Here is a 26,015-nt window from a genome sequence, read left to right on the forward strand (position 1 = left end):
TTTTATCCCGGTAACGGCCGGTAAACTAGTATCCTATAAGAAGTTGGCCTTTCGGCTTGTTGCCCGCCTTTGGAGTATTTTCATCGTCATGAATGCAAAACCTCAACGCCGCCCCTTGATCCTGCGCCTTGTCGTTCTCGCGCTGTTGGTTATCGCCGCCGTGTTGATTTGGCGACATTTTTTCGCCGCCGCACCCGTCGAACCGCTGCCGTCCGCCCGCCAGGCGGCGGGCAAACAGGCGAATAATGGCGGACGGCGCAAGATGCCGATGTCGCCGGTACAGGCGGCAACCGCCATGCAGCAGACCGTGCCGCGTTATCTGTCCGGGCTGGGCACCGCCAGCGCGGCGAATACCGTCACCGTCACCAGCCGGGTCGACGGGCAGCTGATGGCCATTCACTTTACCGAAGGGCAACAGGTCAAGGCCGGCGATCTGCTGGCGGAGATTGACCCGCGTCCGTTCCAGGTGCAGCTGACGCAGGCCGAAGGCCAGCTGGCGAAAGACCAGGCGACGCTGGCCAACGCCAGACAGGATTTGGCGCGCTATCAGCAACTGGTGAAAACCAATCTGATCTCTCGCCAGGATCTGGATGCGCAGCGGGCGCTGGTGCGCCAGACCGAAGGAGCGATCAAGGCCGATCAGGGCGCGGTGGACAGCGCCAAACTGCAAATCACCTACAGCCGCATCACCGCGCCGATTGACGGCCGCGTCGGGCTGAAGCAGGTCGACGTCGGCAACTACATCACCAGCGGCAGCAGCACGCCGCTGGTGGTGATCACCCAAACCCGGCCGATCGACGTGGTGTTTACCCTGCCGGAAGGCAATATCGCCGATCTGCTTAAGGCGCAGAAGGCCGGTGCGGTGGCGGTCGAAGCCTGGGACCGCACCAATTCGCAGCGGCTGGCGACCGGCAGCCTGCTGAGCCTGGATAACCAGATAGATACCGCCACCGGCACCATCAAGCTCAAAGCGCGCTTTAGCAATCAGGATGATGAGCTGTTCCCCAACCAGTTCGTCAACGCGCGCCTGAAAGTGGATACCCTGCACAACGCGGTGGTGATCCCGACGGCGGCGCTGCAGATGGACAACGAGGGCAACTTCGTCTGGACGCTGGGGGATGACAATACCGTCAGTAAACACCGCGTCACCACCGGCGTGCAGGACAGCCAACAGGTGGTGATCAGCGCCGGCCTGAGCGCCGGTGACCGGGTGGTTACCGACGGCATCGACCGTCTGACCGACGGCATTCAGGTCGAGGTGCTGACGCCGCAGGAAACGCCGGCAGCCGCCACGCCGCGCCGCCAGCCGCAAGTGCAGGGGAAATCCTGATGCAGCCGACGCCGCATAAGGCTAACGGCGGGCCGTCCCGCCTGTTTATCCTGCGTCCGGTCGCCACCACGCTGCTGATGGTGGCCATCCTGCTGGCGGGCATTATCGGCTACCGCGCGCTGCCGGTGTCCGCCCTGCCGGAAGTGGATTACCCCACCATTCAGGTAGTGACGCTGTACCCCGGCGCCAGCCCTGACGTGGTGACCTCGGCGATCACCGCGCCGCTGGAACGGCAGTTCGGCCAGATGTCCGGGCTGAAACAGATGTCGTCGCAAAGCTCCGGCGGCGCGTCGGTGGTGACGCTGCAGTTCCAGCTCGAACTGCCGCTGGACGTCGCCGAGCAGGAAGTTCAGGCGGCCATCAACTCGGCCACCAATCTACTGCCGAATGACCTGCCCTACCCGCCGATTTACAGCAAGGTCAACCCGGCCGACCCGCCGATTATGACGCTGGCGGTCACCTCCAGCGCCATGCCGATGACGCAGGTGGAAGATATGGTGGAAACCCGCGTCGCACAGAAAATCTCGCAGGTCACCGGCGTCGGGCTGGTGACGCTGTCCGGCGGGCAGCGCCCGGCGGTGCGCGTCAGGCTGAACGCCGCAGCGGTGGCGGCCTACGGGCTGGACAGCGAAACGGTGCGCAGCGCCATCAGCAACGCCAACGTCAACTCCGCCAAGGGCAGCCTGGACGGCCCCACCCGCTCGGTAACGCTGTCGGCCAACGACCAGATGAAGTCCGCCGACGATTACCGCCAGCTGATTGTCGCCTACAAAGACGGCGCGGCGATCCGTCTGCGGGATATCGCCACCGTCGAACAGGGCGCCGAGAACACCAAACTGGCGGCCTGGGCCAATAAAGATCAGGCGATCGTGCTGAATATTCAGCGCCAGCCGGGGGTTAACGTCATCACCACCGCCGACAGCATCCGCGAGATGCTGCCGACGCTGGTGAAAAGCCTGCCGAAATCGGTGGATGTGAAAGTGCTGACCGACCGCACCACCACCATCCGCGCCTCGGTCAGCGACGTGCAGTCCGAGCTGTTGCTGGCGATCGCCCTGGTGGTGATGGTGATTTACGTCTTCCTGCGCAACGTGCCGGCCACCATTATTCCCAGCGTGGCGGTGCCGCTGTCGCTGGTCGGCACCTTCGCCGCCATGTATTTCCTCGGCTTTTCCGTCAACAACCTGACGCTGATGGCGCTGACCATCGCCACCGGTTTCGTGGTCGATGACGCTATCGTGGTGATAGAGAATATCTCGCGCTATATCGAAAAGGGCGAAAAGCCGCTGGATGCCGCACTGAAAGGCGCCGGTGAGATCGGCTTTACCATTATCTCCCTCACCTTCTCGCTGGTGGCGGTGCTGATTCCGCTGCTGTTTATGGGCGATATCGTCGGTCGCCTGTTCCGCGAGTTCGCCGTCACGCTGGCGGTGGCGATTCTGATCTCCGCCGTGGTGTCGCTGACGCTGACGCCGATGATGTGCGCGCGCATGCTGAGCCACGAATCGCTGCGTAAACAGAACCGCTTTTCCGCCGCCAGCGAACGCTTTTTCGAGCGGGTGATCGCCCGCTACGGCGTGTGGCTGAAAAGCGTGCTTAATCACCCGTGGCTGACGCTGGGCGTGGCGTTCGCCACGCTGGCGCTGACGGTGCTGCTGTACCTGCTGATCCCGAAAGGCTTCTTCCCGGTACAGGACAACGGCATTATTCAGGGCACGCTGGAGGCGCCGCAGAGCGTCTCCTTCAGCAATATGGCCGAGCGTCAGCAGCAGGTCGCCGCGCAAATCCTGAAAGATCCGGCGGTCGAAAGCCTGACCTCCTTCGTCGGCATCGACGGCAGCAACGCCACGCTCAACAGCGGCCGGCTGCAGATCAACCTGAAGCCGCTCAGCGAACGCAGCGAACGTATTCCGGCGATCATCAGCCGTCTGCAGCAGCAAACGGCCAACATTCCCGGGGTGAAGCTCTATCTGCAGCCGGTGCAGGATCTGACCATCGATACCCAGGTGAGCCGCACCCAGTATCAGGTCACGCTGCAGGCGATGTCGCTGGATGAGCTGAGCCTGTGGGTACCACAGCTGATGAATGAACTGAAGCAGGCGCCGCAGCTGGCCGACGTCACCAGCGACTGGCTCGACCGCGGGCTGGTGGCCTACGTCAACGTCGACCGCGACTCGGCCACGCGCCTCGGCGTCAGCATGAGCGATGTCGATAACGCGCTGTATAACGCCTTCGGCCAGCGGCTGATCTCCACCATCTATACCCAGGCCAACCAGTACCGCGTCGTGCTGGAGCATGACGTCAGCCAGACCCCCGGCCTGGCAGCGCTGGATGATATCCGCCTCGCGGGCAGCGACGGCGCCATGGTGCCGCTGCGCAGCATTGCCAAGGTTGAAGAACGCTTCGGCCCGCTGTCGATCAACCATCTCGATCAGTTCCCGTCGGCGACGGTGTCGTTCAACGTTAACGACGGTTACTCGCTCGGCGAGGCGGTGGACGCCATTACCCAGGCGGAGGAACGCCTCAACCTGCCGAAGGATATCAGCACCCGCTTCCAGGGCGCGACGCTGGCGTTCCAGGCGGCGCTCGGCAGCACGCTGTGGCTGATTCTGGCGGCGGTCGTGGCGATGTATATCGTGCTCGGCGTGCTGTATGAAAGCTTTATCCACCCGGTGACCATTCTGTCGACGCTGCCGACAGCCGGCGTCGGCGCGCTGCTGGCGCTGATGATGGCGGGCAACGATCTGGACGTGATCGCCATCATCGGCATCATCTTGCTGATCGGCATCGTGAAGAAAAACGCCATCATGATGATCGACTTTGCGCTGGCGGCGGAGCGCGAACAGGGCATGACGCCGTACGACGCCATTTATCAGGCCTGTCTGCTGCGCTTTCGGCCGATCCTGATGACCACGCTGGCGGCGCTGCTCGGCGCGCTGCCGCTGATGCTCAGCACCGGCGTCGGCGCGGAGCTGCGCCAGCCGCTGGGGGTCTGTATGGTGGGCGGCCTGATCATGAGCCAGATCCTGACGCTGTTCACCACGCCGGTGATTTATCTGCTGTTTGACAAACTGGCGCGCAACACCCGCCGCCGGCCGGACGCGCAGGAGCTGCCGTGAGATTCTTTGCGCTATTTATCCACCGCCCGGTAGCCACCACGCTGCTGACGCTGGCGATCGCCATTGCCGGCGTGATGGGCTTTCGCCTGCTGCCGGTCTCACCGTTGCCGCAGGTGGATTTCCCGGTGATCGTGGTCAGCGCCTCGCTGCCCGGCGCCTCGCCGGAAACCATGGCCTCGTCGGTGGCGACGCCGCTGGAGCGCGCGCTGGGACGCATCGCCGGGGTCAATGAAATGACCTCGATGAGCTCACTCGGCAGCAGCCGCGTGATTTTGCAGTTCGATCTGGATCGCGATATCAACGGCGCGGCGCGCGACGTGCAGGCGGCGATTAACGCGGCGCAGAGCCTGCTGCCCAGCGGCATGCCGAGCCGCCCCAGCTACCGCAAGGTCAACCCGTCCGACGCGCCGATCATGATCCTGACGCTGACCTCCGACACTTACAGTCAGGGGCAGCTGTATGATTTCGCCTCCACCCAGCTGGCGCAGCGCATCGCCCAGACCGAAGGGGTCGGCGACGTGTCGGTGGGCGGCAGCTCGCTGCCGGCGGTGCGGGTGGAGCTCAACCCCGGCGCGCTGTTTAATCAGGGCGTATCGCTCGACAGCGTGCGCCAGGCCATCAGCAGCGCCAACGTGCGCAAACCGCAGGGCGCGCTGGAAAATCCGCAGCAGCGCTGGCAGCTGCAGACCAACGACGAGCTGAAAACCGCCGCCGACTATCAGCCGCTGATCATTCATTACAACAACGGTTCGGCGGTGCGCCTCGGCGACGTAGCCGAGGTGAAAGACTCGGTGCAGAACGTGCGCAACGCCGGCATGACCAACGCCAAACCGGCGATCATTATGACCGTCAGCCGCGCGCCGGACGCCAATATTATCGCCACTATCGACCGCATCCGCGCCGAGCTGCCGGACCTGCAGGAGAATATCCCGGCGTCGATCCAGCTGAATATCGCGCAGGATCGCTCGCCGACCATCCGCGCCTCGCTGGCGGAGGTGGAGCAGTCGCTGGCGATCGCCATCGCGCTGGTGATTCTGGTGGTGTTTATCTTCCTGCGTTCCGGCCGCGCCACGCTGATCCCGGCGGTGGCGGTGCCGGTGTCGCTGATCGGCACCTTCGCCGCCATGTACCTGTGCGGCTTCAGCCTGAACAACCTGTCGCTGATGGCGCTGACCATCGCCACCGGCTTTGTGGTGGATGACGCCATCGTGGTGCTGGAGAATATCTCGCGCCACGTTGAAGCCGGCGTCAAGCCGATCAACGCCGCGCTGCAGGGGGTGCGCGAGGTCGGCTTTACCGTGCTGTCGATGAGCGTCTCGCTGGTGGCGGTGTTTATTCCGCTGCTGCTGATGGAGGGGCTGCCCGGCCGGCTGTTCCGCGAGTTCGCCGTCACGCTGTCGGTCTCCATCGGCCTGTCGCTGATTATCTCGCTGACGCTGACGCCGATGATGTGCGCCTATCTGCTGCGCCATCAGCCGGCGCGCGCCCAGCGCCGCACCCGCGGTTTCGGCCGGCTGCTTAACGCGCTGCAGCAGGGCTACGGCCGCTCGCTCAACTGGGTGCTGGGCCATGCCCGCTGGGTGCTGGCGCTGTTTCTCGCCACCATCGCCCTCAACGTCTGGCTGTACGTCAGCATCCCGAAGACCTTCTTCCCGGAGCAGGACACCGGCCGGCTGATGGGCTTTATTCAGGCGGACCAGAGCATCTCCTTCCAGGCAATGCGCAGTAAGCTGGAAGACTTTATGAAAATCGTGCGGGAAGACCCGGACGTGGATAACGTCACCGGCTTTACCGGCGGGTCGCGCACCAACTCCGGTTCGATGTTTATCTCGCTGAAACCGCTGTCCGAACGCAGCAGCAGCGCCCAGCAGGTGATCGCCCGCCTGCGCGGCAAACTGGCGAAAGAGCCGGGTGCCAACCTGTTCCTGATGGCGGTGCAGGATATCCGCGCCGGCGGCCGTCAGGCCAACGCCAGCTACCAGTACACGCTGCTGGCGGACGACCTCGGCGCGCTGCGCGAATGGGAGCCGAAGATCCGCGACGCGCTGGCGAAACTGCCGGCGCTGACGGACGTTAACTCCGATCAGCAGGACAAAGGCTCCGAACTGGATCTGGTCTACGACCGCGAAACCATGGCGCGCCTCGGCATTTCCGTCAGCGACGCCAATAACCTGCTGAATAACGCCTTCGGCCAGCGCCAGATCTCAACCATCTATCAGCCGCTCAATCAGTACAAGGTAGTGATGGAAGTGGCGCCGCCGTATACCCAGGACGTCAGCGCGCTGGAAAAGATGTTCGTCATCAATAACGAAGGGAAAGCCATTCCGCTCTCCTACTTCGCCAGCTGGCGGCCGGCCAACGCGCCGCTGTCGGTGAACCATCAGGGGCTGACGGCGGCGTCGACCATTTCGTTCAACCTGCCGGACGGCGGCAGCCTGTCCGACGCTACCGCAGCCATCGAGCGCACCATGACCGCGCTCAGCGTGCCGCCGACGGTGCGCGGCGCCTTTGCCGGCACCGCGCAGGTGTATCAGGATACGCTGCGCTCGCAGCTGTTCCTGATTCTGGCGGCGATCGCCACGGTGTATATCGTGCTCGGCGTGCTGTATGAAAGCTATATTCACCCGCTGACCATTCTCTCCACCCTGCCCTCCGCCGGGGTCGGCGCGCTGCTGGCGCTGGAGTTGTTCGGCGCGGCCTTTAGCCTGATTGCGCTGATCGGTATCATGCTGCTGATCGGCATCGTGAAAAAGAACGCCATCATGATGGTCGACTTTGCGCTCGACGCGCAGCGCCGCGGCGGCATCAGCGCGCGCGAGGCGATTTTCCAAGCCAGCCTGCTGCGCTTCCGGCCGATTATGATGACCACGCTGGCGGCGCTGTTCGGCGCGCTGCCGCTGGTGCTGACCAGCGGCGACGGCGCGGAGCTGCGTCAGCCGCTGGGGGTCACCATCGCCGGCGGGCTGCTGATGAGCCAGCTGCTGACGCTGTACACCACGCCGGTGGTGTACCTCTATTTCGACCGATTGCAGACGCGCCTGCGGCGCGGTAAAAAGCTGCAGCCGCTGCCGGAGTAGCGCGACGCGGCTGCAACCCAGAGCAACGCGCCAGACAAGCGCAACGAGGACTGAATGAAAATAGGCATTACCGGCAAGCTGTTTCTGGCCATCTTCGCCACCTGTATGCTGGTGCTGATCACCATGCACTGGGGCGTGCGCCTCAGCTTTGAACGCGGTTTTATCGACTACATCAAGCACAGCAACGAGCAGCGTATCGCCATGCTGAGCGATGCGCTGGAAGATCAGTACAGCCGCCACGGCAACTGGGCGTTTCTGCGCAACAACGATCGGGTGGTGTATCAGATTATGCGTTCATTTGAGCAGAGCAGCGACAGCAGCCATAACCTGCCGCCGAAGGGCTGGCGTACGCAGTTCTGGGTGGTCGACAGCCGGTTCCGGCGTCTGGTGGGCCACTCCGGCCCGTTCCCCAAAGAGGGCACCCGGCAGCCGATCCGCTATAACAACCAGATCGTCGGCTGGGTGATCGCCACGCCGCCGGAGCGGCTGACGCGCAACGCCGATATCAACTTCGACCGCCAGCAAAAACGCACCAGCTGGCTGATTGCCGCACTGTCGGCGCTGCTGGCCGCCGCCGCCACCCTGCTGATGTCGCGCGGCCTGCTGGCACCGGTCAAACGTCTAGTGGCCGGCACCCACCGGCTGGCGGCCGGCGACTTCAGCGCCCGCGTCGCGGTCAGCAGCCAGGATGAGCTGGGACGGCTGGCGCAGGACTTTAACCAGCTCGCCACCTCACTGGAAAAAAATGAACGCATGCGCCGGGCGTTTATGGCCGACGTCTCCCATGAGCTGCGCACCCCGCTGGCGGTGCTGCGCGGCGAACTGGAGGCGCTGCAGGACGGCGTGCGCCAGCCGACGCCGGATTCGCTCGGCTCACTGCAGGCGGAAGTCGCCACGCTGACCAAGCTGGTGGATGATTTGCACCAGCTGTCGCTGTCCGACCTCGGTGCTCTGGCCTATCGCAAGTCGCAGGTAGACTGCGTCCATCTGCTGCAGGTGTCGGTCGCCGCCTTCCGCGAGCGCTTCCACGCCAAGGGGCTGAACATCGTCACCCGCCTGCCGGAGCGCGCGCCGCTGTTCGGCGACCCGGATCGTCTCCACCAGCTGTTTAACAATCTGCTGGAAAACAGCCTGCGCTATACCGACGCCGGCGGCACGCTGGAGATCGGCGCCGAGGTGAAGCCCGGCAGCCTGCTGCTGTACTGGCAGGACAGCGCTCCCGGCGTGCATGACGACCAGTTGCCGCGCATCCTTGAGCGTTTCTACCGCACCGAAGGCTCGCGCAACCGCGCCAGCGGCGGCTCCGGGCTTGGGCTGTCAATCTGCCAGAATATCGCCGAAGCCCACGGCGGGCGTATTTACGCGCAGCACTCACCTTTGGGCGGGGTGCGCATTGCGCTAGAATTCCCCTATCCCAGCTCCCCAGTAAAGAACAAGGCATCCTGATGGAAACGCTCAACCAACCGTTACAGATCATGATCGTGGAAGATGAACCCAAACTGGGCCAGCTGCTGGTGGATTATCTGCAGGCCGCCGGTTACGCCACCCGCTGGCTGACCAACGGCAGCGACGTGGTGCCGGCGGTGCAGCAACAGCCACCGGCGCTGATCCTGCTGGATTTGATGCTGCCGGGCAGCGACGGTCTGACGGTCTGCCGCGAACTGCGCCGCTTCAGCGATATTCCCATCATGATGGTGACGGCGAAAATCGAAGAGATTGACCGTCTGCTGGGGCTGGAAATCGGTGCGGACGACTATATCTGCAAGCCGTACAGCCCGCGGGAAGTGGTGGCGCGGGTAAAAACCATTCTGCGACGCTGTTACCGCCCCGGCGATGCGCAGGGGCAGGAAGATGCGCTGCTGCATATCGACGAACCGCGCTTTCAGGCCAGCTATCAGGGCCAGATACTGGATCTGACGCCGGCGGAGTTCCGCCTGCTGAAAACCCTGGCCAGCCAACCGGGCAATGTGTTCTCACGCGAGCAGTTGCTGAACAACCTCTACGATGATTACCGGGTGGTGACCGACCGCACCATCGACAGCCACATAAAAAACCTGCGCCGCAAGCTGGAACTGCTCGACGGCGACAAGGCGTTCATCCGCTCCGTCTACGGCGTCGGCTACCGCTGGGAAGCCGAACCCTGCCGGCTGGTCAACGGTCTCTGATCCCCGCTGCGGCGGGCTTTTGTCGCCGCACTGCGCCTTTTACGCGATTTCAACGCTCCGAAATTCAAGGCATTGGCTACACTTAGTAGCAGCATATTTCAGCGGCGCGCCTGCGGCCGCTGAAAGACGGCGGCTCATCGTATGTCTGAACCTACAGGAGAAGGACCCATGGCAAACGGCCACTATGAACTAAAAAAATCCGGCAGCAACGGACAGTTTCACTTCACGTTAAAAGCCAGCAACGGCGAGATCATTCTTTCCAGCGAAATGTATACCAGCAAGGCGTCGGCGGAAAACGGCATCGCCTCGGTGCAGACCAACTCCCCGCACGAAGCGCAGTATGAAAGCAAAGTCAGCAGCAGCGGCAAGCCCTACTTTGTGCTGAAGGCCAAAAACCACCAGGTAATCGGCACCAGCCAGATGTACAGCTCAGACAGCGCCGCGAAAAACGGCATCCAGTCGGTGATCAAAAACGGCCCGACCACCGATGTGCGCGACCTCAGCGCCGGCTAATTTCCCCCGCGCAGCGTCCGCGCTGCGCGTCTCACTATGATATAAATCAATTCCCACTAAGAAACTCCGGTTACTTGCTGATTTCCGCGCGCGCTGCCGCTACAATTCCTCGCTTTCGCCGCGCCATCAGGTGGCGCGACGCTGACTTGAAATCAGACTGAGAATCACTATGTTTACACCGGAACTCCTCTCCCCGGCCGGCACGCTGAAGAACATGCGTTACGCCTTCGCCTACGGCGCCGATGCGGTTTACGCCGGCCAGCCACGCTACAGCCTGCGGGTACGCAACAACGAATTCAATCACGAGAACCTGGCGCAGGGCATCAACGAAGCCCACGCGCTGGGCAAAAAATTCTATGTGGTGGTCAATATCGCGCCGCACAACGCCAAGCTGAAGACCTTTCTGCGCGATCTGAAGCCGGTGGTGGATATGGGGCCGGACGCGCTGATCATGTCCGATCCCGGCCTGATTATGCTGGTGCGCGAAGCCTTCCCGCAGATGGCGATCCACCTGTCGGTGCAGGCCAATGCGGTGAACTGGGCCACGGTGAAGTTCTGGCATCAGATGGGGCTGACGCGCGTCATCTTGTCCCGTGAGCTGTCGCTGGAGGAGATCGCCGAGATCCGCAGCCAGGTGCCGGAGATGGAGCTGGAAGTCTTCGTACACGGCGCTCTGTGCATGGCCTACTCCGGCCGCTGCCTGCTGTCCGGCTATATCAACAAACGCGATCCGAATCAGGGCACCTGCACCAACGCCTGCCGCTGGCAGTACAAGGCCGAGGAAGGCAAAGAAGACGACGCCGGCAACATCGTGCACCTGCATGAACCGATCGCGGTGCAAACCGTTGAGCCGACGCTCGGCATCGGCGCGCCGACCGATAAGGTCTTTATGCTGTCCGAAGCGCAGAAGCCGGGCGAATATATGAGCGCGTTCGAAGACGAACACGGCACCTACATCATGAACTCCAAGGATCTGCGCGCCATTCAGCACGTGGAGCGCCTGACGCAGCTTGGCGTGCATTCACTGAAAATCGAAGGCCGCACCAAGTCCTTCTACTACTGCGCCCGCACCGCGCAGGTCTACCGCCGCGCCATCGATGATGCCGCCGCCGGCAAACCGTTCGACGCCAGCCTGCTCACCACGCTGGAAGGCCTGGCGCACCGCGGCTATACCGAAGGTTTCCTGCGCCGCCACACCCACGACGCGCATCAGAACTACGACTACGGCTCCTCCGTTTCCGAGCGGCAGCAGTTCGTCGGCGAGTTCACCGGCGTACGCCGTGACGGCTGGGCCGAGGTGGATGTAAAAAACAAATTCTCCTGCGGCGACAGCGTGGAGCTGATGACGCCGGGCGGCAACATCCAGTTTACGCTGGACAGCATGCGCAATAAAAAAGATGAGGCGATAACGGTGGCGCCGGGCAACGGCCATCTGGTGTATTTGCCGATCCCGCAGGACGTCGACCTCAGCTACGCCCTGCTGATTCGTAATTTACCGCAGGCCAACGGCGCGGCGGAAAAATAACACGCGCCGCACACGAGATTTGAATGGCAATCCCCCCTCAATTTACGAGAAAAGTCCTAAATATGAGGGGAGTTCACAGAAATAAAACACATAGAAGTGCAAATATTAGAATTGGATCACACCAATCTGCGGGAAAAGTCGTTACTATCAAACCGCTAAAATAAAGAACGAGAATATTTGCATAGCAATACTAGGAACCACCTCCTTGGCCAGCCCAATCTCCCTTGGGCTGGCTTTTTCTTTTTCACTCCCCGACACCGGTTAATACCGTTCCCCATTCATTCACCTTATATATTTACAGGAAATCCCTCGTCCAATATAAATATATATAACAGCGATTTTAATTAATATATTCCCAACACTTTTCACTACAACAAAAAAACAATATTCCAGCCGTGCACGATAAATCCGGAAAATGCGTTTCACTATGCGATATCCTTAACTGAATATTCTTATGGCTTCCGAATTGACAGTGGTCTATCGTTGATAACCAACGGATTTTAGCAAGGCAGGACAACAGACATGGGTCAACACGCGCCAACATTACTTATCATTAACGGTAAAGGCGCCGGCGATGAGCTGGTGCGCGCTGCGGTGCAAAAGCTGCGGGCGGCCGGCGACATTCTGCACGTGCGCGTTACCTGGGAGGGCGGCGATGCCGCCCGCTACGTAGAAGAAGCGCGGCAGCTCGGCGTCGGCACGCTGATCGCCGGCGGCGGCGACGGCACCATCAACGAAGTGGCCGCCGCGCTGGCGCTGATACCGGCCGGGCAGCGCCCGGTGCTGGGCATCCTGCCGCTCGGCACCGCCAACGACTTTGCCACCGCCTGTAATATTCCGCTGGTGCCGGAACAGGCGCTGAACCTGGCGATTAAAGGCCGTGCAGTGCCGATCGACCTGGCCTGCGTCAACGGTGAACGCTACTTTATCAATATGGCCACCGGCGGCTTCGGCACGCGTATCACCACCGAAACGCCGGAAAAGCTCAAGGCGGCGCTGGGCGGCGTCTCCTACTTTATTCACGGCCTGCTGCGCATGGAGAGCCTGAAGGCCGACCGCTGTGAAATCCGCGGGCCGGATTTCGCCTGGCGCGGCGAAGCACTGGTGATCGGCATCGGTAACGGCAAGCAGGCCGGCGGCGGCCAGCAACTGTGCCCGGATGCGCTGATCAACGACGGCCTGCTGCAGCTGCGGTTGCTGATCGCCGGCGAACTGCTGCCGGCCCTGGTCGCCAGCCTGTTTAATGAAGACGACAACAAGAATATCGTCAGCGCCGCGCTGCCCTGGCTGGAGATCGACGCGCCGCACGAGATGACGTTTAACCTCGACGGCGAACCGCTGAAGGGCAAACATTTCCGCATTGAGGTGCTGCCGAACGCCATTTTGTGCCGCCTGCCGCCTAACTGTCAGCTGCTCGGTTAACTCCCCCGCCTCACCGCCTGAAGGGCGATTTACGTCGCCCTCTTTCCGTTTTCCCCGTCCGTCTTAACACGGGCGAAATGTGATCGCCGCCCGCAAAATGCGCAAATCATACTTGTATGGTAGTTAGGTCATGGCATATGTTCGCCCATCATACAGCCTGAACAACGGAAAGCGCACGCGATGAAAATTATCAATGCTGAAGTGTTTGTCACCTGCCCCGGCAGGAATTTCGTCACCCTGAAAATCACCACCGACGAAGGGATTACCGGGCTGGGCGACGCCACGCTCAACGGCCGCGAACTGTCAGTCGCCTCCTACCTGCGCGACCACCTGTGCCCACAGCTGATCGGCCGCGATGCGCACCGGATCGAAGATATCTGGCAGTTCTTTTACAAGGGCGCCTACTGGCGCCGCGGCCCGGTGACCATGTCCGCCATTTCCGCCATCGATATGGCACTGTGGGATATCAAGGCCAAAGCGGCCAATATGCCGCTGTACCAGCTGCTTGGCGGCGCTTCGCGCAGCGGCGTGATGGTCTATTGCCACACCACCGGCCACAGCATCGACGAGGTACTGGACGATTACGCCCGCCACCAGGAAATGGGCTTTAAGGCGATCCGCGTGCAGTGCGGCGTGCCGGGGATGAAAACCACCTACGGCATGGCGAAAGGCAAAGGCCAGGCCTATGAGCCGGCGACCAAAGGCCACTGGCCGGAAGAGCAGCTGTGGTCGACGGAGAAATACCTCGACTTCACCCCGAAGCTGTTTGAGGCGGTGCGCGACAGGTTCGGTTTCGACCAGCATCTGCTGCACGATATGCACCACCGGCTGACGCCTATCGAGGCCGCCCGCTTCGGTAAAAGCGTCGAACCTTACCGCCTGTTCTGGATGGAAGACCCGACGCCGGCGGAAAACCAGGCCTGTTTCCGCCTGATCCGCCAGCACACCGTCACGCCGATCGCCGTCGGCGAAGTGTTCAACAGCATCTGGGACTGCAAGCAACTGATCGAAGAGCAGCTGATCGACTATATCCGCACCACGCTCACCCACGCTGGCGGCATCACCGGTATGCGGCGCATCGCCGATTTCGCCTCGCTGTATCAGGTGCGCACCGGCTCGCACGGCCCTTCCGATCTGTCGCCGGTCTGCATGGCGGCAGCGCTGCACTTCGACCTGTGGGTGCCGAACTTCGGCGTGCAGGAGTATATGGGCTATTCGGAACAGATGCTGGAGGTGTTCCCCCACAGCTGGACCTTCGATAACGGCTATATGCATCCGGGCGACAAGCCGGGCATCGGCATCGAGTTCGACGAAAAGCTGGCGGCCAAATACCCCTACGACCCGGCCTATCTGCCGGTCGCGCGCCTGGAAGACGGCACCCTGTGGAACTGGTAACGGAGAATATCAGCATGAAAAGCGTAGTGATTGAACAGCCGGGCCAGCTGACGATAGCCCAACGCCCGCTGCCGGAACCCGCCGCCGACGAAGTGCGGGTCAAGGTCAAACTCGCCGGCATCTGCGGTTCCGACGTGCATATCTACCACGGCCATAACCCGTTCGCCCGCTATCCGCGGGTGATCGGCCACGAGTTCTGCGGCGTGATTGACGCCGTCGGCGCACACGTCGACGCCGCCCGGCTCGGCGAGCGCGTGGCCGTCGACCCGGTGGTCAGCTGTGGCCACTGCTACCCTTGCTCGGTCGGACGGCCGAACGTCTGCCACCAGCTGCAGGTGATCGGTGTCCACCGCGACGGCGGCTTCAGCGATTTTAGCTGCGTGCCGGCCGCCAACGCCTACCGCATCCCCGATGCGCTCAGCGATCGGCAGGCGGCAATGGTGGAGCCGTTCACCATCGCCGCCAATATCACCGCCCACCTGCAGCCGACCGCACGCGACGTGGCGCTGATCTACGGCGCGGGGCCGATGGGGCTGACGGCGATCCAGGTGCTGAAAGGCGTGTACGGCGTACGTCAGGTGATCGTCGCCGACCGTATCGCCGCGCGGCTGGAAATGGCGTTCGCCAACGGCGCCGATGAGGTGGTCAATAACCAGCAGACGTCGCTGCCGGAAGCGCTGGCGCAGCGCGATATCCGCCCGACGCTGATTATCGACGCCGCCTGCCACCCCGATATTCTGCCGCAGGCCATTCAGCTGGCATCGCCGGCGGCGCGCATCGGCATCATGGGCTTTTCCGCCGAGCCGTGTGTGATCAACCAACAGAGCATCACCAGTAAAGAGCTGTCGATTTTCTCCTCACGCCTCAACAGCGCCCGCTTCCCGCAGGTGATTGACTGGATGGCCGAGGGACTGATCGCACCGGAACGGCTGATTACCCACAGCGTGGCGGCGGACGACGTTGAAGCGGCGCTGCATCTGTTTGAACACGATCGCCAGACCTGCTGCAAGGTACTGCTGCAGTTCGGCTGATAATGCCTGACACACCGAAATGGACAACAACGCACACGATTAAAACGACACCAAGTGGAGTGTTTGCCATGGTTAAGAACTTACGCTGGACCCTCGTATTCCTGCTGTTCCTGGTCTACATGATCAACTATCTCGATCGGGTGGCGCTGTCGATCACCGTGCCGATGATCGAACAGGATCTGCTGCTCAACGCCGAACAATTCGGCATCATCTTCGGCAGCTTCTTCTTCGGCTACGCGATCTTCAACTTTATCGGCGGCCTGGCGGTGGACCGGTTCGGTCCGACGCTGGTGATGGGGCTGGCGGTGGGGTTGTGGTCGATCTTCTGCGGCATGACCGCGCTCGCCAGCGGCTTTTACTCCATGCTGATCCTGCGCGTACTGTTCGGCATGGCGGAAGGCCCGATCTGCGCCTCCGCCAACAAAATGATCAACGGCTGGTTCCCGAAGAAACAGGCGGCCACCGCCATGGGGCTGCTCAGCGCCGGCTCGCCGCTTGGCGGCGCGGTGGCGGGGCCGATCGTCGGCTATCTGGCGCTGGCGTTCGGCTGGCGGCCGGCCTTTATGATTATCTGTTCGGTCGGCATCGTCTGGATGCTGGTCTGGTTCTTTATCGCGGCGGACAACCCAGAGAAAAGCAAGCGCGTCAGCGAGGAAGAGCGGGCGCTGGTCAATGCGCAGAAGGCCGAAGGCCACCACCCGGAAGAGGCGCTCAGCGGCAGCGCGCACGGGCTGGGCTACTACCTGAAACAGCCGATCATTCTGGCGACCGCCTTCGCCTTCTTCTGTTACAACTACATCCTGTTCTTCTTCCTCAGCTGGTTCCCCGCCTATCTGGTACAGGCGCACAACCTGAACATCAAAGAGATGAGCCTGACGACGGTGATCCCGTGGATCGTCGGTTTTGTCGGCCTGGCGCTCGGCGGCTATATTTCCGATAAGATCTTCAACATCACCGGCAAACTGCTGCTATCGCGCAAGATTGTGTTGGTGGTCAGCCTGCTGGCCGCCGCCGCGTGCGTAGCGCTGGCGGGCACCGTCAGCAGCGTGATGCCGGCGGTGCTGCTGATGTCGGTATCCATCTTCTTCCTGTATATCACCGGCGCGATCTACTGGGCGATTATTCAGGACGTGGTGCATAAATCCCGCGTCGGCGGCGCCAGCGGCTTTATTCACCTGGTCGGCAGTGTATCCGGTATTGTCGGCCCGGTGGTTACCGGCTACATCGTGCAGCATACCGGCAAGTTCGACAGCGCCTTTATCCTGGCCGGCGGCATCGCCGCGCTCGGCGCGCTGCTGGTGCTGCTGGTTGTGCGTGCGCCGCGTCCGCTGGCGCAGCCGCAAACCTTAAAACCCTAAACAGAACGGCGCGGGCGGCAACGCCCGCAACGCCGTCAGCCCACTGACCCTACCCTCCCGGAGCACCTGATGACCACCACCACGCACGACGCCGACGCCGGCGACCATCAGCCGCTGTTAAAGCGCGTCGCCAGCGCCTCCGCCATCGGCACGGCGGCGGAATACTACGACTTTTTCGCCTACGGCACCGCGGCGGTGCTGTTTTTCGGCCAGCTGTTCTTCCCCAGCGCCGATCCGCTGGTCGGCACGCTGGCGGCCTTCGCCACCTACGCGGTCGGCTTTCTGGCGCGCCCGCTGGGCGGCATTGTCTTCGGCCATATCGGCGATAAGGTCGGCCGCAAAAAGGCGCTGGTGATCACCATTCTGATCGTCGGCCTCGGCACCTTCTGCATCGGCCTGCTGCCCACCTACGACAAGATCGGCATCTGGGCGCCGATCGCCCTGATCCTGATCCGCGTGCTGCAGGGCTTCGGCGTCGGCGGCGAACAGGCCGGCGCAGTGCTGATGACCGCCGAATACGCGCCTCCCCGGCGGCGCGGTTTCTACGCCAGCTGGGTGCAGATCGGCGCGCCGGCCGGCTTTTTACTGCCCTCCGCCCTGTTCGCCCTGCTGACCGCCCTGCTGTCGCCGGCGCAGATGCTCGAGTGGGGCTGGCGCATTCCGTTCCTGCTCAGCCTGCTGCTGGTGATCGTCGGGCTGTTTATCCGCCTGAAGATCGACGAGTCGCCGGTGTTTGCCCAGATCCGCGCCACCAAGGCGGTGGAAAGCCGGCCGGTGGTGGAAGTGGCGCGCGCCTATCCGGGCCTGATCGGCAAAGGCGTGTGCGCCAAACTGATCGAAGCCTGCGCGTTCGCCATGTTCACGGTGATCGTGCTGGCCTACGGCAAAGCCAACCAGCTGAGCGAAAGTATTCTGCTGGAGACGATGATCGTGGCGGTGGTGCTGGAGATTTTCGCCATCCCGCTGATGGGGCACCTTTCCGACCGGCTGGGGCGCAAACCGGTCTACATCGCCGGCGCGCTGCTGCAGGTGGTCTGCATCGTACCGTTCTTTATGCTGCTGAATGCTGATAACTTCTGGCTGACCCAGCTGGCGATGATCGTGGTGCTGACCCTCGGCCACAGCATGTGTTACGCCCCGCAGGCATCGTACTTCCCGGAGCTGTTTCCGACCCGCGTGCGCTGCAGCGGCATCGCGCTGATCTGGCAGATCGGCTCGCTGGTCGGCAGCGGTATTCTCGGCCTGCTGGCGGTGAAAATTCTGCAGATGACCGGCGGCCACTATTACGGCCTGGCGGGCTATATGATCGTGCTGGGGGTGATTTCCGCCGTCGGCCTGTGGCTGATGCCGGAAACCGCCCCGCAGCGGCGACAGCAGGAGTATCAGGACTGGCACCACTGATGACCGCTCTTGGCGAGGGGATTTATCCCCCCGCCATTGAACAATAATCTGCTAGTATGGTGGCATTTGAATCATTGCCAGATAACCAATCGCGCCATGTCTGAAAATTACAGCCTTACCAACACCTTGCCGGTGAATCAGCAAATCTACCGCTTTTTACGGCAGGATATCGTCGACTGCACCATTGCGCCGGGGACGCTGCTGTCGGAAAAGGAGATTTCCAGCCGTTTCAGCGTGTCGCGCCAGCCGGTGCGTGAGGCCTTTATCAAACTGGCCGAGGCGGGGCTGGTGCAGATACTGCCGCAGCGCGGCACCTTCGTGATGAAAATTTCCGCCAAACGCGTCGCGGACGGCCGCTTTATCCGTCAGGCGGTGGAGTGCGCCATCGTCCGCCGGGCCGCCACCGGCATTACCCCGCCGCAGCTGGCGCTGCTGGAGCATAACCTGCAGCGTCAGGCGCTGGCGGCCAACGGCCAGCAAATACGGGAATTCCTGTTGCTGGACGATGAGTTCCACCGCCTGCTGACGCAGATCGCCAACTGTCCGCTGGCCTGGGAAACCATCGAAACCATCAAGGCCACCATGGATCGGGTACGTTTTCTCAGCCTGAGCGAAGTCTCGCCGCCGGAAACGCTGATCCAACAGCACTACCGCATTTTCGACGCGCTGAAGGCGCACGACCCGGACGCCGCCGAGCGGGCCGTTCACGACCATCTGCAGGAGATGATTTACTCCATCACGCCGATCGCCCTGCAAAACAGCAGCTGGTTCGAGGTCGAATAACTCGGGGGCGCCCGCCCCCGCCGCTTTACACGACGTAAATGGCATTTCCCCGCAATCGCATCTATTGTTTCTCCCTGACGATGCAACTTCAGTAGTATCGTGCTTACGGCTTCAATCACCGCTTTTCGCGACGCCGGTGACCATCAGTATGACTTTCCGGCCTAGGGATTAGCTTTAACGGGAGTTCACCATGACTGATATTGCGCAGTTGTTAGGTAAGGAAGCGGAAGACCTGTTGCAACACCGCTGTACCACCATCCCCGCAGAGAATCTGTACCTGCCCGGCGACGATTTTGTCGATCGGGTGATGATCGATAATAACCGCCCCAACAGCGTGCTGCGCTCGATGCAGACCCTGTTCAACCACGGCCGGTTGGCCGGCACCGGCTATCTGTCCATTCTGCCGGTGGACCAGGGCATTGAGCACTCGGCCGGCGCCTCGTTCGCCGCCAACCCGCTCTATTTTGACCCGAAAAACATCGTCGAACTGGCGATCGAAGCCGGCTGCAACTGCGTCGCCTCCACCTACGGCGTGCTGGCGGCGGTATCACGTCGCTATGCGCACAAGATCCCGTTCCTGGTCAAACTGAACCACAACGAAACCCTCAGCTACCCGACCCAGTACGACCAGACCCTGTACGCCAGCGTTGAGCAGGCGTTCGATATGGGCGCGGTGGCGGTCGGCGCCACCATCTATTTCGGTTCCGAGCAGTCGCGCCGCCAGATTGAAGAGATTTCCGCCGCCTTCGAGCGCGCGCACGAACTGGGCATGGTGACCGTGCTGTGGGCCTATCTGCGTAACCCGGCATTCAAGAAAGACGGCGTCGACTACCACTCCAGCGCCGATCTCACCGGCCAGGCCAACCATATCGCCGCCACCATCGGCGCCGATATCGTCAAACAGAAAATGGCGGAAAACAACGGCGGCTACCGCGCCGTGAACTTCGGCTACACCGACGACCGGGTATACGACAAACTGACCAGCGATCACCCGATCGATCTGGTGCGCTATCAGCTGGCCAACTGCTATATGGGACGCGCCGGCCTGATTAACTCCGGCGGCGCCGCCGGGGAAAACGATCTGCAGGAGTCGGTGCGCACCGCGGTGATCAACAAACGCGCCGGCGGCATGGGGCTGATTCTGGGGCGTAAGGCCTTCAAAAAATCGATGAAGGACGGCGTGGCGCTGATTAACGCCGTGCAGGATACCTATCTCGACAGCAGCGTCACCATCGCCTGACGCCGCCGCAGAAGCCGGGCTTTTCGCCCGGCTTCTCGTCCGCACGCCTTCCCGGCTGATTCCTCAAACTGTGATCCGTTTAAAAAAAACCGGCGTGTCGCGTGTTTCATCCGGCAAATAACACTATATTTCCGCCTTGATTCATTCCGCAGGAGAGACTGATGGATAACGCGAGCACCCTGCTCACCTTCGCCCGCGAAACGCTGGAGATTGAACTGGCCGAAGCGCAGCGCCTGCTGGCGCGGCTGGACGACAACTTTGTCCGCGCCTGCGAGCTGCTGCTGAACTGCCGCGGCAAGGCGGTGATTTCCGGCATCGGCAAATCCGGCCATATCGGCAAGAAAATCGCCGCCTCGCTGGCCAGCACCGGGACGCCCGCCTTCTTCCTGCATCCGGCGGAAGCGCTGCACGGCGATCTCGGCATGATCGGCCCGGACGACGTGATGATCTTTATTTCATACTCCGGCCGCGCCAAAGAGCTGGATCTGATCCTGCCGCTGCTGGCCGAGAGCCGGATCCCGGTGATCGCCATTACCGGCGGCACCGCCTCACCGCTGGCGCAGGGCGCCGCCTGCGTGCTGGATATCAGCGTCGAGCGCGAAGCCTGCCCGATGGGGCTGGCGCCGACCTCCAGCGCGGTCAACACTCTGATGATCGGCGATGCGCTGGCGATGGCGCTGATGCGTCAGCGCGGCTTCAACGCCGAAGACTTCGCCCGTTCACACCCGGGCGGCAGCCTCGGCGCGCGTCTGCTTAACCGCGTGCATCACCTGATGCGCACCGGCGATCGTCTGCCGAAGGTGCAGGAAAGCGCCGACGTGATGGCGGCGATGCTGGAGCTGAGCCGCACCGGCCTGGGACTGGTGGCGGTGTGCGACGAGCAGCAAAAAGTGGTGGGCGTCTTCACCGACGGCGATCTGCGCCGCTGGCTGGTGCAGGGCCACAAGCTGGAGGATCCGCTCAGCCCGGCGATTACCCGCCCCGGCTATCGCCTGCCGGAACAGTGGCGCGCGGGAGAAGCGCTGGAGGCGCTGCACGAGCAGCATATCAGCGCCGCGCCGGTGGTCAACGTTGAGGGGGAACTGGTCGGCGCGCTGAACCTGCACGACCTGCATCAGGCCGGCATCGGCTGACCATCAGGGACGGGCGCGCCCGTCCCTGCAAACTCGGTTTACTTCCAGTCCGGGCTGTTTTCAAACTGCTGACGCAGCAGCGCCCGCATATTGCTGTCCGGCTTGCCGAGCCACTGATATTTGGCGTACTTTTTGGGGTGCGCCACCGCTTCCGGCCGGTCTTCCACCTCAACCCGCACGCCCCAGGCCTGCGACTTGTCCGCTTTGAAGGCGACGATCAAAAAGTTGTTGCCGCAATCGTGAGGTTTGCAGATATTGCCAACCTGATACTGCTGCCCCTGCCAGCCGATCGTCTCCGCCGGCGTCGAAGTGCCGCTGCCCTTACGCGCCCAGCCCGGCAGCCGGGCCTGACCTTTCATCATCTGCTGCCAGCCGCTCTGATAACCCGGCTGCTGAACCAGATCCGCCGTGGTCACCACCTGCTGGGCAAAGCTGCCGGCGCTGACGGCCAGCAACGCGCCCAGCAGCATATAACGACGTTTATGCATTCCTGTCATGGTGATTCTCCCTCCGAAAATAGACAAAGACATTGCATCTACTCAGACCATCGCCGCGCGAAAAAGTTGGCTCACCACCAGGCATGGAAATGGTGCACCGGGCCGATGCCCTGACCGACTTCCAGGCTATCCGCCTGCTGCAGCGCACGCTGCAGGTAATCCTTCGCCGCCGCCACCGTCTGCGGCCAGTCGTCATAACGCGGACGCAGGGCGGCCAGTGCCGCAGACAGGGTGCAGCCGGTGCCGTGCGTATGGCGCGTGGCGACGCGCGGCGCGCTGAAGCGCTGCTCCGTACCGCGGCTGAACAGCCAGTCCGGGCTTTCTTCTTCACTGAGATGGCCCCCCTTCATCAGCACCGCCTGGCAGCCCATCGCCAGCAGCGCCCGTCCCTGCTCGCGCATCTGCTGCTCATTATCCGCCGGCGGACACGCCAATAGCGCCGCCGCTTCCGGCAGGTTAGGCGTAATCAGCGACACCTGCGGCAACAGTTCACGCCGGATCGACGCCACCGCCTCCGGCGCCAGCAGCGGATCGCCGCTTTTCGCCAGCATCACCGTATCCAGCACCACAAACGGCGGCTGATAATGCCGCAAGCGCTCGGCCACCGCCTGCACGATGTCGGCGTTGGCCAACATGCCGATTTTCACGCTGTCGATGCGCACGTCGCTCAGCACGGAATCCAGCTGCGCGGCCACGAACGCCGGCTCAATATGGTACACCGACTGCACGCCGCGCGTGTTTTGCGCCACCAGCGCGGTGATCACGCTGGCGCCATAGGCGCCGAGCGCCGAGAAGGCTTTCAGATCCGCCTGAATGCCGGCGCCGCCGCTCGGATCGGTACCGGCGATGGTTAATGCATTGATGCGTTTCATGATTATTCTTCTCCCTGCCAGTGGTACAGCGCGTCGAGAAATGCAGGGGTAAAGCTGCCGGGGCCGCCGGCCTGTTTGCTGGCCGCCTCGCCGCAGTGCGTCATCACCCGGCAGGCGGCGGCGACGTGGTCCAGCCGCTCGCCCGGCAGGCTGCAAAACGCCGCCACCACCGCCGATAAAGCACAGCCGGTGCCCACCACCCGCGTCATCAGCGGATCGCCGCCGCCAACCGCCCAGCTACGCTGCCCGTCGGTAATGTAGTCAGTGGCGCCGGTGACCGCGACAATCGCGCCGCTGCGCTGCGCCAGCTGCTGCGCCGCCGGCAGCGCGGCCAGAGAATCCGCCGTGCTGTCGACGCCGCGCCCCGAGGCCTGCAGCCCGCTCAGCGCCATAATTTCCGACGCGTTGCCGCGAATGGCCGCCGGCTGCAGCGTCAGCAGCCGGTTGGCAAACTCGGTACGAAAGGTCAGTCCGCCGACCGCAACCGGGTCCAGCACCCACGGTGTCGCGGCCTGATTGGCCGCCTCCACCGCCGCCAGCATCGATTCCGCGCGGGCGGCGGTCAGCGTGCCGATATTGATCAGCACGCCATCGGCCAGGCGGCTGAACTGCGCCGCTTCGGACGGTTCGATCACCATCGCCGGCGAAGCGCCCAGCGCCAGCAAAACGTTGGCCGTCAGCGTTTGCACCACGTCGTTGGTCAGGCAGTGAATCAGTGGGGAATGTTGTTTAAGCAGCTGTAAGCTGGCCGCGGCCGTTGCGCCGGGCAATTCATCAGGTCGAGCGATCATAGTTCTCCCAACCGGCGTTAAAGAAGGCGGGCGCCGGTCAGGACGCCAAGACTTCCCTACGCTGGTATTATCCAGATCAGGTAATACGGGTATTTCTCAGCCTTCACATACATGAAGGGCACCCCGAGTCTTCGCAGCACATCCCGCAGGGATGGCGACTGCGGCCACATCATACTCCGCCCCCGGCGGGATTCAAATCTTTCATCGTCATGTTTATGATTTATGTATGGCGTCCTGCGGCCGGAAACATTAAAAAAATCAGAAAATAAAATTTCAATTATCACCCATTAAAATATAAATGCGGTGAATTTAGGATAAAGCCAGACGGCCTATTTTAAGCCAACAAGAATTATCCTTAAAACGAACGAAATTCTGCAAACAGTATTTATAAGATAAGAAAAGAGGGTAATATTAAATAACACCTTGGCTTTCCATGCCAAGGTGTCACCATTGTATTCAACCCCATACTCTTTTATTTTTAATAAAAAAGGAATTTATCATGAGAGAATTATCTAACGTTGAAGTTGAAACAGTTTCCGGCGGCATTTTCGGTGGCATTATCGGCAATATCATCAACGCTGGCGTTGATACCCTGACCGGCATCGCGGGCAACATCGTCGGCAATATCGCCAACTCTATCGGCAACACCATTGGCCTGGGCATGGGCTTCCTGGACAGACTCGTCAATGCTTTCCGTCCAAGCCGACCAAACCAGCCAGCGCCAGATGCCCCAAGCGAAGCCGCTCGCCGCTAATCATTAACTGTCTGATGCGGATCACGTTAAGTCATCCGTAAAAACAAAAAGGATAATTAATAGTTATGCAAAAATTAGCGCAAGGCGAAGCAATGAATATTATTGGTGGCGCTTGGGGATGTAAAGTAAGCCACAGCTTATCTCCGTCATCCTCAGGGCTGGCTTGCTACCGGACCGTGGGCTGCGTTGACAAGTTTGGCAACGTGACCTCCTCCAGCAAGCCCGTTGAGCTGAATGAGTGCGCCGCAGCCATTCCCACGCCGTAATTATCCAGCCCTTATTATCGACCTCATTTAATGTTTAAGGAAAAACCATGAGAGAATTATCTAACGTTGAAGTCAGCGAAGTATCAGGCGGTATCTTCGGTGGTATCTTGGGTGGTGTTGTTGGTTCTATCACCCAGGGCGCCGAATCCATCCTCGGCAGCTTTACCAACGCAGCCAGAGGCGTAGGCAAGATCTTCACCGACGGCGTATTTAACCTTGTCCGTGGTTTCTGGGAAGGTCGTTACACCAAGTAACGTCGCCAATATCTACCGGGCCGGCAGCGCTTTGCGCTCCGCCCGGTAACGCGTCATATTCAAGAGCAAATAATGATATTTGCTCTTTTTTCTATCTCTCGCCAACGGCATGATATTCCGACATACTCAGGTGTCGACACCACTGGGTTTCCACGCGTCCGCCACCGAGGGAGCATGATGCAAATACGGCTATACCAAGAATCCGATCGCCCCTTTCTGCGCCGCTTGTATTTGGCCGCGCGTAAAACCGCCTTTCACTGGCGGGATACCAGCCACTACCAACCGAAAGATTTCGATCGCGCTACGCTGGGGGAAGAGATCTGGGTGGCTGAAGAAAACGGCATACCTCTGGGTTTTGTTTCCATTCACCGGGCCGAAGATTTTATCCATAACCTGTATGTCGACCCCGCTCAACAAACGCGCGGCATAGGCAGCACCCTGCTCAAACAGGCAGAATCCACCTTCCGCACCACCGGCGCGTTGAAATGTCTGGTCAGGAACGAACCGGCTTTGGTGTTTTATCAGCGGCACGGCTGGCGAATTATCAGCCAGGGAGGCGAAGGTGAAGACGCCTATTACCTGCTGCACAGCGCCGCCAGATAATCCGCGCCGTTAACGCCCTTCTCGCAGCACCGCTTCAATATTATTACCATCCGGATCCAACACAAACGCCGCGTAATATCCCGATGAAAAATCATCCGTCCGCAGACCTGGCGCGCCGTTATCGACACCGCCCGCCGCCAGACCGGCCCGATAAAATGCCCGCACCTGTTCACGGCTCACGGCGCGAAAGGCAACGTGCTGCCACTGACTGTGCGGATGAAAAATATCGAGCCAAAACACCGGGTAATCAATACCGAACGCCACGCCGGCCAAATCAGCATCGTCCGCCTGCGCCGGCTCAAAACGGCGTGAAATACGCATCACCACGCCGACGTTCAGCGGCGCCAACAGCGCCTGATAGAATGCCGCCGAGCGGTAAATATCAGCCACTCCGATACCGGAATGATCGAGCAGCCAGTTATAAATGTTCGCCATCGAGGGAACCCTCTGCGCGCAATAACCACTCACTATGATAGCAATGATGAG

Annotated in this window: 23 protein-coding genes and 1 riboswitch; of the genes, 19 read left to right on the top strand and 4 right to left on the bottom strand. The window is 61.5% G+C overall.

Annotated elements, in window-relative coordinates; translation table 11 throughout:
* Nucleotides 1-88 precede the first annotated feature (88 nt).
* The 15 genes from TAN611_RS17140 to gutQ all read left to right on the top strand — a co-directional run bounded on the left by TAN611_RS17140 (nt 89) and on the right by gutQ (nt 21,492).
* A complete protein-coding gene (locus TAN611_RS17140; protein ID WP_105232123.1) occupies nt 89-1,330 on the top strand; it encodes an MdtA/MuxA family multidrug efflux RND transporter periplasmic adaptor subunit in 1,242 nt (413 codons plus the stop codon).
* A complete protein-coding gene (locus TAN611_RS17145; protein ID WP_105232124.1) occupies nt 1,330-4,449 on the top strand; it encodes an MdtB/MuxB family multidrug efflux RND transporter permease subunit in 3,120 nt (1,039 codons plus the stop codon). Before TAN611_RS17140 ends, TAN611_RS17145 begins: the two co-directional genes overlap by 1 nt.
* Complete coding sequence (gene mdtC, locus TAN611_RS17150; RefSeq protein WP_203066787.1) at nt 4,446-7,526, top strand: multidrug efflux RND transporter permease subunit MdtC; 3,081 nt, start codon at nt 4,446-4,448, stop codon at nt 7,524-7,526. The genes TAN611_RS17145 and mdtC overlap by 4 nt, the downstream gene beginning before the upstream one ends.
* A gap of 54 nt (nt 7,527-7,580) precedes the next feature.
* Nucleotides 7,581-8,972: a two-component system sensor histidine kinase BaeS gene (baeS, locus tag TAN611_RS17155; protein WP_105232126.1), complete on the top strand. Its 1,392-nt coding sequence runs from the start codon at nt 7,581-7,583 to the stop codon at nt 8,970-8,972.
* Entirely contained in the window at nt 8,972-9,691 is a 720-nt protein-coding gene (gene baeR, locus TAN611_RS17160; RefSeq protein WP_105232127.1) for a two-component system response regulator BaeR, read from the top strand. Before baeS ends, baeR begins: the two co-directional genes overlap by 1 nt.
* 168 nt (nt 9,692-9,859) lie before the next feature.
* A complete protein-coding gene (locus tag TAN611_RS17165; RefSeq protein ID WP_105232128.1) occupies nt 9,860-10,204 on the top strand; it encodes a YegP family protein in 345 nt (114 codons plus the stop codon).
* A gap of 169 nt (nt 10,205-10,373) precedes the next feature.
* The gene (gene yegQ, locus TAN611_RS17170; protein ID WP_111736644.1) at nt 10,374-11,729 is read left to right on the top strand and encodes a tRNA 5-hydroxyuridine modification protein YegQ; all 1,356 of its coding nucleotides are present in this window, start codon (nt 10,374-10,376) and stop codon (nt 11,727-11,729) included.
* A gap of 522 nt (nt 11,730-12,251) precedes the next feature.
* Nucleotides 12,252-13,151 (top strand): lipid kinase YegS, encoded by a 900-nt coding sequence (yegS, locus tag TAN611_RS17175; protein ID WP_105232130.1) that lies wholly within the window; start codon nt 12,252-12,254, stop codon nt 13,149-13,151.
* A 180-nt stretch (nt 13,152-13,331) separates the two neighbouring features.
* Nucleotides 13,332-14,546: a D-mannonate dehydratase ManD gene (gene manD / locus TAN611_RS17180; RefSeq protein ID WP_105232131.1), complete on the top strand. Its 1,215-nt coding sequence runs from the start codon at nt 13,332-13,334 to the stop codon at nt 14,544-14,546.
* Nucleotides 14,547-14,560: 14 nt separating this feature from the next.
* Nucleotides 14,561-15,577 (top strand): Zn-dependent oxidoreductase, encoded by a 1,017-nt coding sequence (locus TAN611_RS17185; RefSeq protein WP_105233473.1) that lies wholly within the window; start codon nt 14,561-14,563, stop codon nt 15,575-15,577.
* Nucleotides 15,578-15,645: 68 nt separating this feature from the next.
* Nucleotides 15,646-16,935, top strand: coding sequence for an MFS transporter (locus TAN611_RS17190; RefSeq protein ID WP_105232132.1), 1,290 nt, complete (start codon nt 15,646-15,648; stop codon nt 16,933-16,935).
* A 69-nt stretch (nt 16,936-17,004) separates the two neighbouring features.
* On the top strand, nt 17,005-18,336 hold the full coding sequence (locus TAN611_RS17195) for an MFS transporter (protein WP_160030320.1): 1,332 nt from the start codon (nt 17,005-17,007) through the stop codon (nt 18,334-18,336).
* A gap of 96 nt (nt 18,337-18,432) precedes the next feature.
* Entirely contained in the window at nt 18,433-19,119 is a 687-nt protein-coding gene (locus TAN611_RS17200; protein WP_105232134.1) for a GntR family transcriptional regulator, read from the top strand.
* A 190-nt stretch (nt 19,120-19,309) separates the two neighbouring features.
* Nucleotides 19,310-20,359, top strand: a complete 1,050-nt coding sequence (gene fbaB, locus TAN611_RS17205; protein ID WP_105232135.1) for a class I fructose-bisphosphate aldolase — start codon at nt 19,310-19,312, stop codon at nt 20,357-20,359.
* A 161-nt stretch (nt 20,360-20,520) separates the two neighbouring features.
* A complete protein-coding gene (gutQ, locus tag TAN611_RS17210; protein ID WP_105232136.1) occupies nt 20,521-21,492 on the top strand; it encodes an arabinose-5-phosphate isomerase GutQ in 972 nt (323 codons plus the stop codon).
* A gap of 38 nt (nt 21,493-21,530) precedes the next feature.
* Here the strand turns inward: gutQ and TAN611_RS17215 are convergent, their stop codons facing one another.
* The 3 genes from TAN611_RS17215 to thiM all read right to left on the bottom strand — a co-directional run bounded on the left by TAN611_RS17215 (nt 21,531) and on the right by thiM (nt 23,652).
* Nucleotides 21,531-21,989 (bottom strand): inhibitor of vertebrate lysozyme family protein, encoded by a 459-nt coding sequence (locus tag TAN611_RS17215; protein WP_203066788.1) that lies wholly within the window; start codon nt 21,987-21,989, stop codon nt 21,531-21,533.
* A 71-nt stretch (nt 21,990-22,060) separates the two neighbouring features.
* Complete coding sequence (thiD, locus tag TAN611_RS17220) at nt 22,061-22,861, bottom strand: bifunctional hydroxymethylpyrimidine kinase/phosphomethylpyrimidine kinase (protein WP_105232138.1); 801 nt, start codon at nt 22,859-22,861, stop codon at nt 22,061-22,063.
* A 2-nt stretch (nt 22,862-22,863) separates the two neighbouring features.
* Nucleotides 22,864-23,652 (bottom strand): hydroxyethylthiazole kinase, encoded by a 789-nt coding sequence (gene thiM, locus TAN611_RS17225; protein ID WP_203066789.1) that lies wholly within the window; start codon nt 23,650-23,652, stop codon nt 22,864-22,866.
* 36 nt (nt 23,653-23,688) lie between these two features.
* Nucleotides 23,689-23,788, bottom strand: a riboswitch (TPP riboswitch).
* Between the two features lie 363 nt (nt 23,789-24,151).
* Here thiM and TAN611_RS17230 point away from each other — a divergent pair.
* The 4 genes from TAN611_RS17230 (at nt 24,152) to TAN611_RS17245 (ending at nt 25,529) form a co-directional block, all read left to right on the top strand.
* Nucleotides 24,152-24,406: a hypothetical protein gene (locus TAN611_RS17230; RefSeq protein WP_105232140.1), complete on the top strand. Its 255-nt coding sequence runs from the start codon at nt 24,152-24,154 to the stop codon at nt 24,404-24,406.
* 65 nt (nt 24,407-24,471) lie between these two features.
* On the top strand, nt 24,472-24,672 hold the full coding sequence (locus TAN611_RS17235; RefSeq protein WP_145961107.1) for a DUF4762 family protein: 201 nt from the start codon (nt 24,472-24,474) through the stop codon (nt 24,670-24,672).
* 47 nt (nt 24,673-24,719) lie between these two features.
* Nucleotides 24,720-24,926 carry a hypothetical protein gene (locus tag TAN611_RS17240; RefSeq protein WP_105232141.1) on the top strand — a complete coding sequence of 69 codons (207 nt, stop codon included), beginning with the start codon at nt 24,720-24,722 and terminating at the stop codon, nt 24,924-24,926.
* A gap of 177 nt (nt 24,927-25,103) precedes the next feature.
* Nucleotides 25,104-25,529 carry a GNAT family N-acetyltransferase gene (locus TAN611_RS17245; RefSeq protein WP_203067796.1) on the top strand — a complete coding sequence of 142 codons (426 nt, stop codon included), beginning with the start codon at nt 25,104-25,106 and terminating at the stop codon, nt 25,527-25,529.
* 9 nt (nt 25,530-25,538) lie between these two features.
* On the opposite strand, the gene TAN611_RS17250 is transcribed toward TAN611_RS17245, so the two are convergent.
* On the bottom strand, nt 25,539-25,964 hold the full coding sequence (locus tag TAN611_RS17250) for a VOC family protein (RefSeq protein ID WP_203066790.1): 426 nt from the start codon (nt 25,962-25,964) through the stop codon (nt 25,539-25,541).
* Nucleotides 25,965-26,015 lie beyond the last annotated feature (51 nt).

The organism is Serratia sp. Tan611 (assembly GCF_905188235.1).
GTDB lineage: Bacteria > Pseudomonadota > Gammaproteobacteria > Enterobacterales > Enterobacteriaceae > Serratia_B > Serratia_B rhizosphaerae.

Coding starts and splice junctions, on each gene's coding strand:
- TAN611_RS17140 (WP_105232123.1), top strand. CDS start 89: ATGAATGCAAAACCTCAACGCCGCCCCTTGATCCTGCGCCTTGTCGTT.
- TAN611_RS17230 (WP_105232140.1), top strand. CDS start 24,152: ATGAGAGAATTATCTAACGTTGAAGTTGAAACAGTTTCCGGCGGCATT.
- yegS (WP_105232130.1), top strand. CDS start 12,252: ATGGGTCAACACGCGCCAACATTACTTATCATTAACGGTAAAGGCGCC.
- baeS (WP_105232126.1), top strand. CDS start 7,581: ATGAAAATAGGCATTACCGGCAAGCTGTTTCTGGCCATCTTCGCCACC.
- yegQ (WP_111736644.1), top strand. CDS start 10,374: ATGTTTACACCGGAACTCCTCTCCCCGGCCGGCACGCTGAAGAACATG.
- TAN611_RS17190 (WP_105232132.1), top strand. CDS start 15,646: ATGGTTAAGAACTTACGCTGGACCCTCGTATTCCTGCTGTTCCTGGTC.
- TAN611_RS17240 (WP_105232141.1), top strand. CDS start 24,720: ATGAGAGAATTATCTAACGTTGAAGTCAGCGAAGTATCAGGCGGTATC.
- TAN611_RS17145 (WP_105232124.1), top strand. CDS start 1,330: ATGCAGCCGACGCCGCATAAGGCTAACGGCGGGCCGTCCCGCCTGTTT.
- manD (WP_105232131.1), top strand. CDS start 13,332: ATGAAAATTATCAATGCTGAAGTGTTTGTCACCTGCCCCGGCAGGAAT.
- TAN611_RS17250 (WP_203066790.1), bottom strand. CDS start 25,964: ATGGCGAACATTTATAACTGGCTGCTCGATCATTCCGGTATCGGAGTG.
- TAN611_RS17165 (WP_105232128.1), top strand. CDS start 9,860: ATGGCAAACGGCCACTATGAACTAAAAAAATCCGGCAGCAACGGACAG.
- baeR (WP_105232127.1), top strand. CDS start 8,972: ATGGAAACGCTCAACCAACCGTTACAGATCATGATCGTGGAAGATGAA.
- fbaB (WP_105232135.1), top strand. CDS start 19,310: ATGACTGATATTGCGCAGTTGTTAGGTAAGGAAGCGGAAGACCTGTTG.
- TAN611_RS17195 (WP_160030320.1), top strand. CDS start 17,005: ATGACCACCACCACGCACGACGCCGACGCCGGCGACCATCAGCCGCTG.
- thiM (WP_203066789.1), bottom strand. CDS start 23,652: ATGATCGCTCGACCTGATGAATTGCCCGGCGCAACGGCCGCGGCCAGC.
- TAN611_RS17185 (WP_105233473.1), top strand. CDS start 14,561: ATGAAAAGCGTAGTGATTGAACAGCCGGGCCAGCTGACGATAGCCCAA.
- gutQ (WP_105232136.1), top strand. CDS start 20,521: ATGGATAACGCGAGCACCCTGCTCACCTTCGCCCGCGAAACGCTGGAG.
- TAN611_RS17245 (WP_203067796.1), top strand. CDS start 25,104: ATGCAAATACGGCTATACCAAGAATCCGATCGCCCCTTTCTGCGCCGC.
- TAN611_RS17200 (WP_105232134.1), top strand. CDS start 18,433: ATGTCTGAAAATTACAGCCTTACCAACACCTTGCCGGTGAATCAGCAA.
- TAN611_RS17215 (WP_203066788.1), bottom strand. CDS start 21,989: ATGACAGGAATGCATAAACGTCGTTATATGCTGCTGGGCGCGTTGCTG.
- TAN611_RS17235 (WP_145961107.1), top strand. CDS start 24,472: ATGCAAAAATTAGCGCAAGGCGAAGCAATGAATATTATTGGTGGCGCT.
- thiD (WP_105232138.1), bottom strand. CDS start 22,861: ATGAAACGCATCAATGCATTAACCATCGCCGGTACCGATCCGAGCGGC.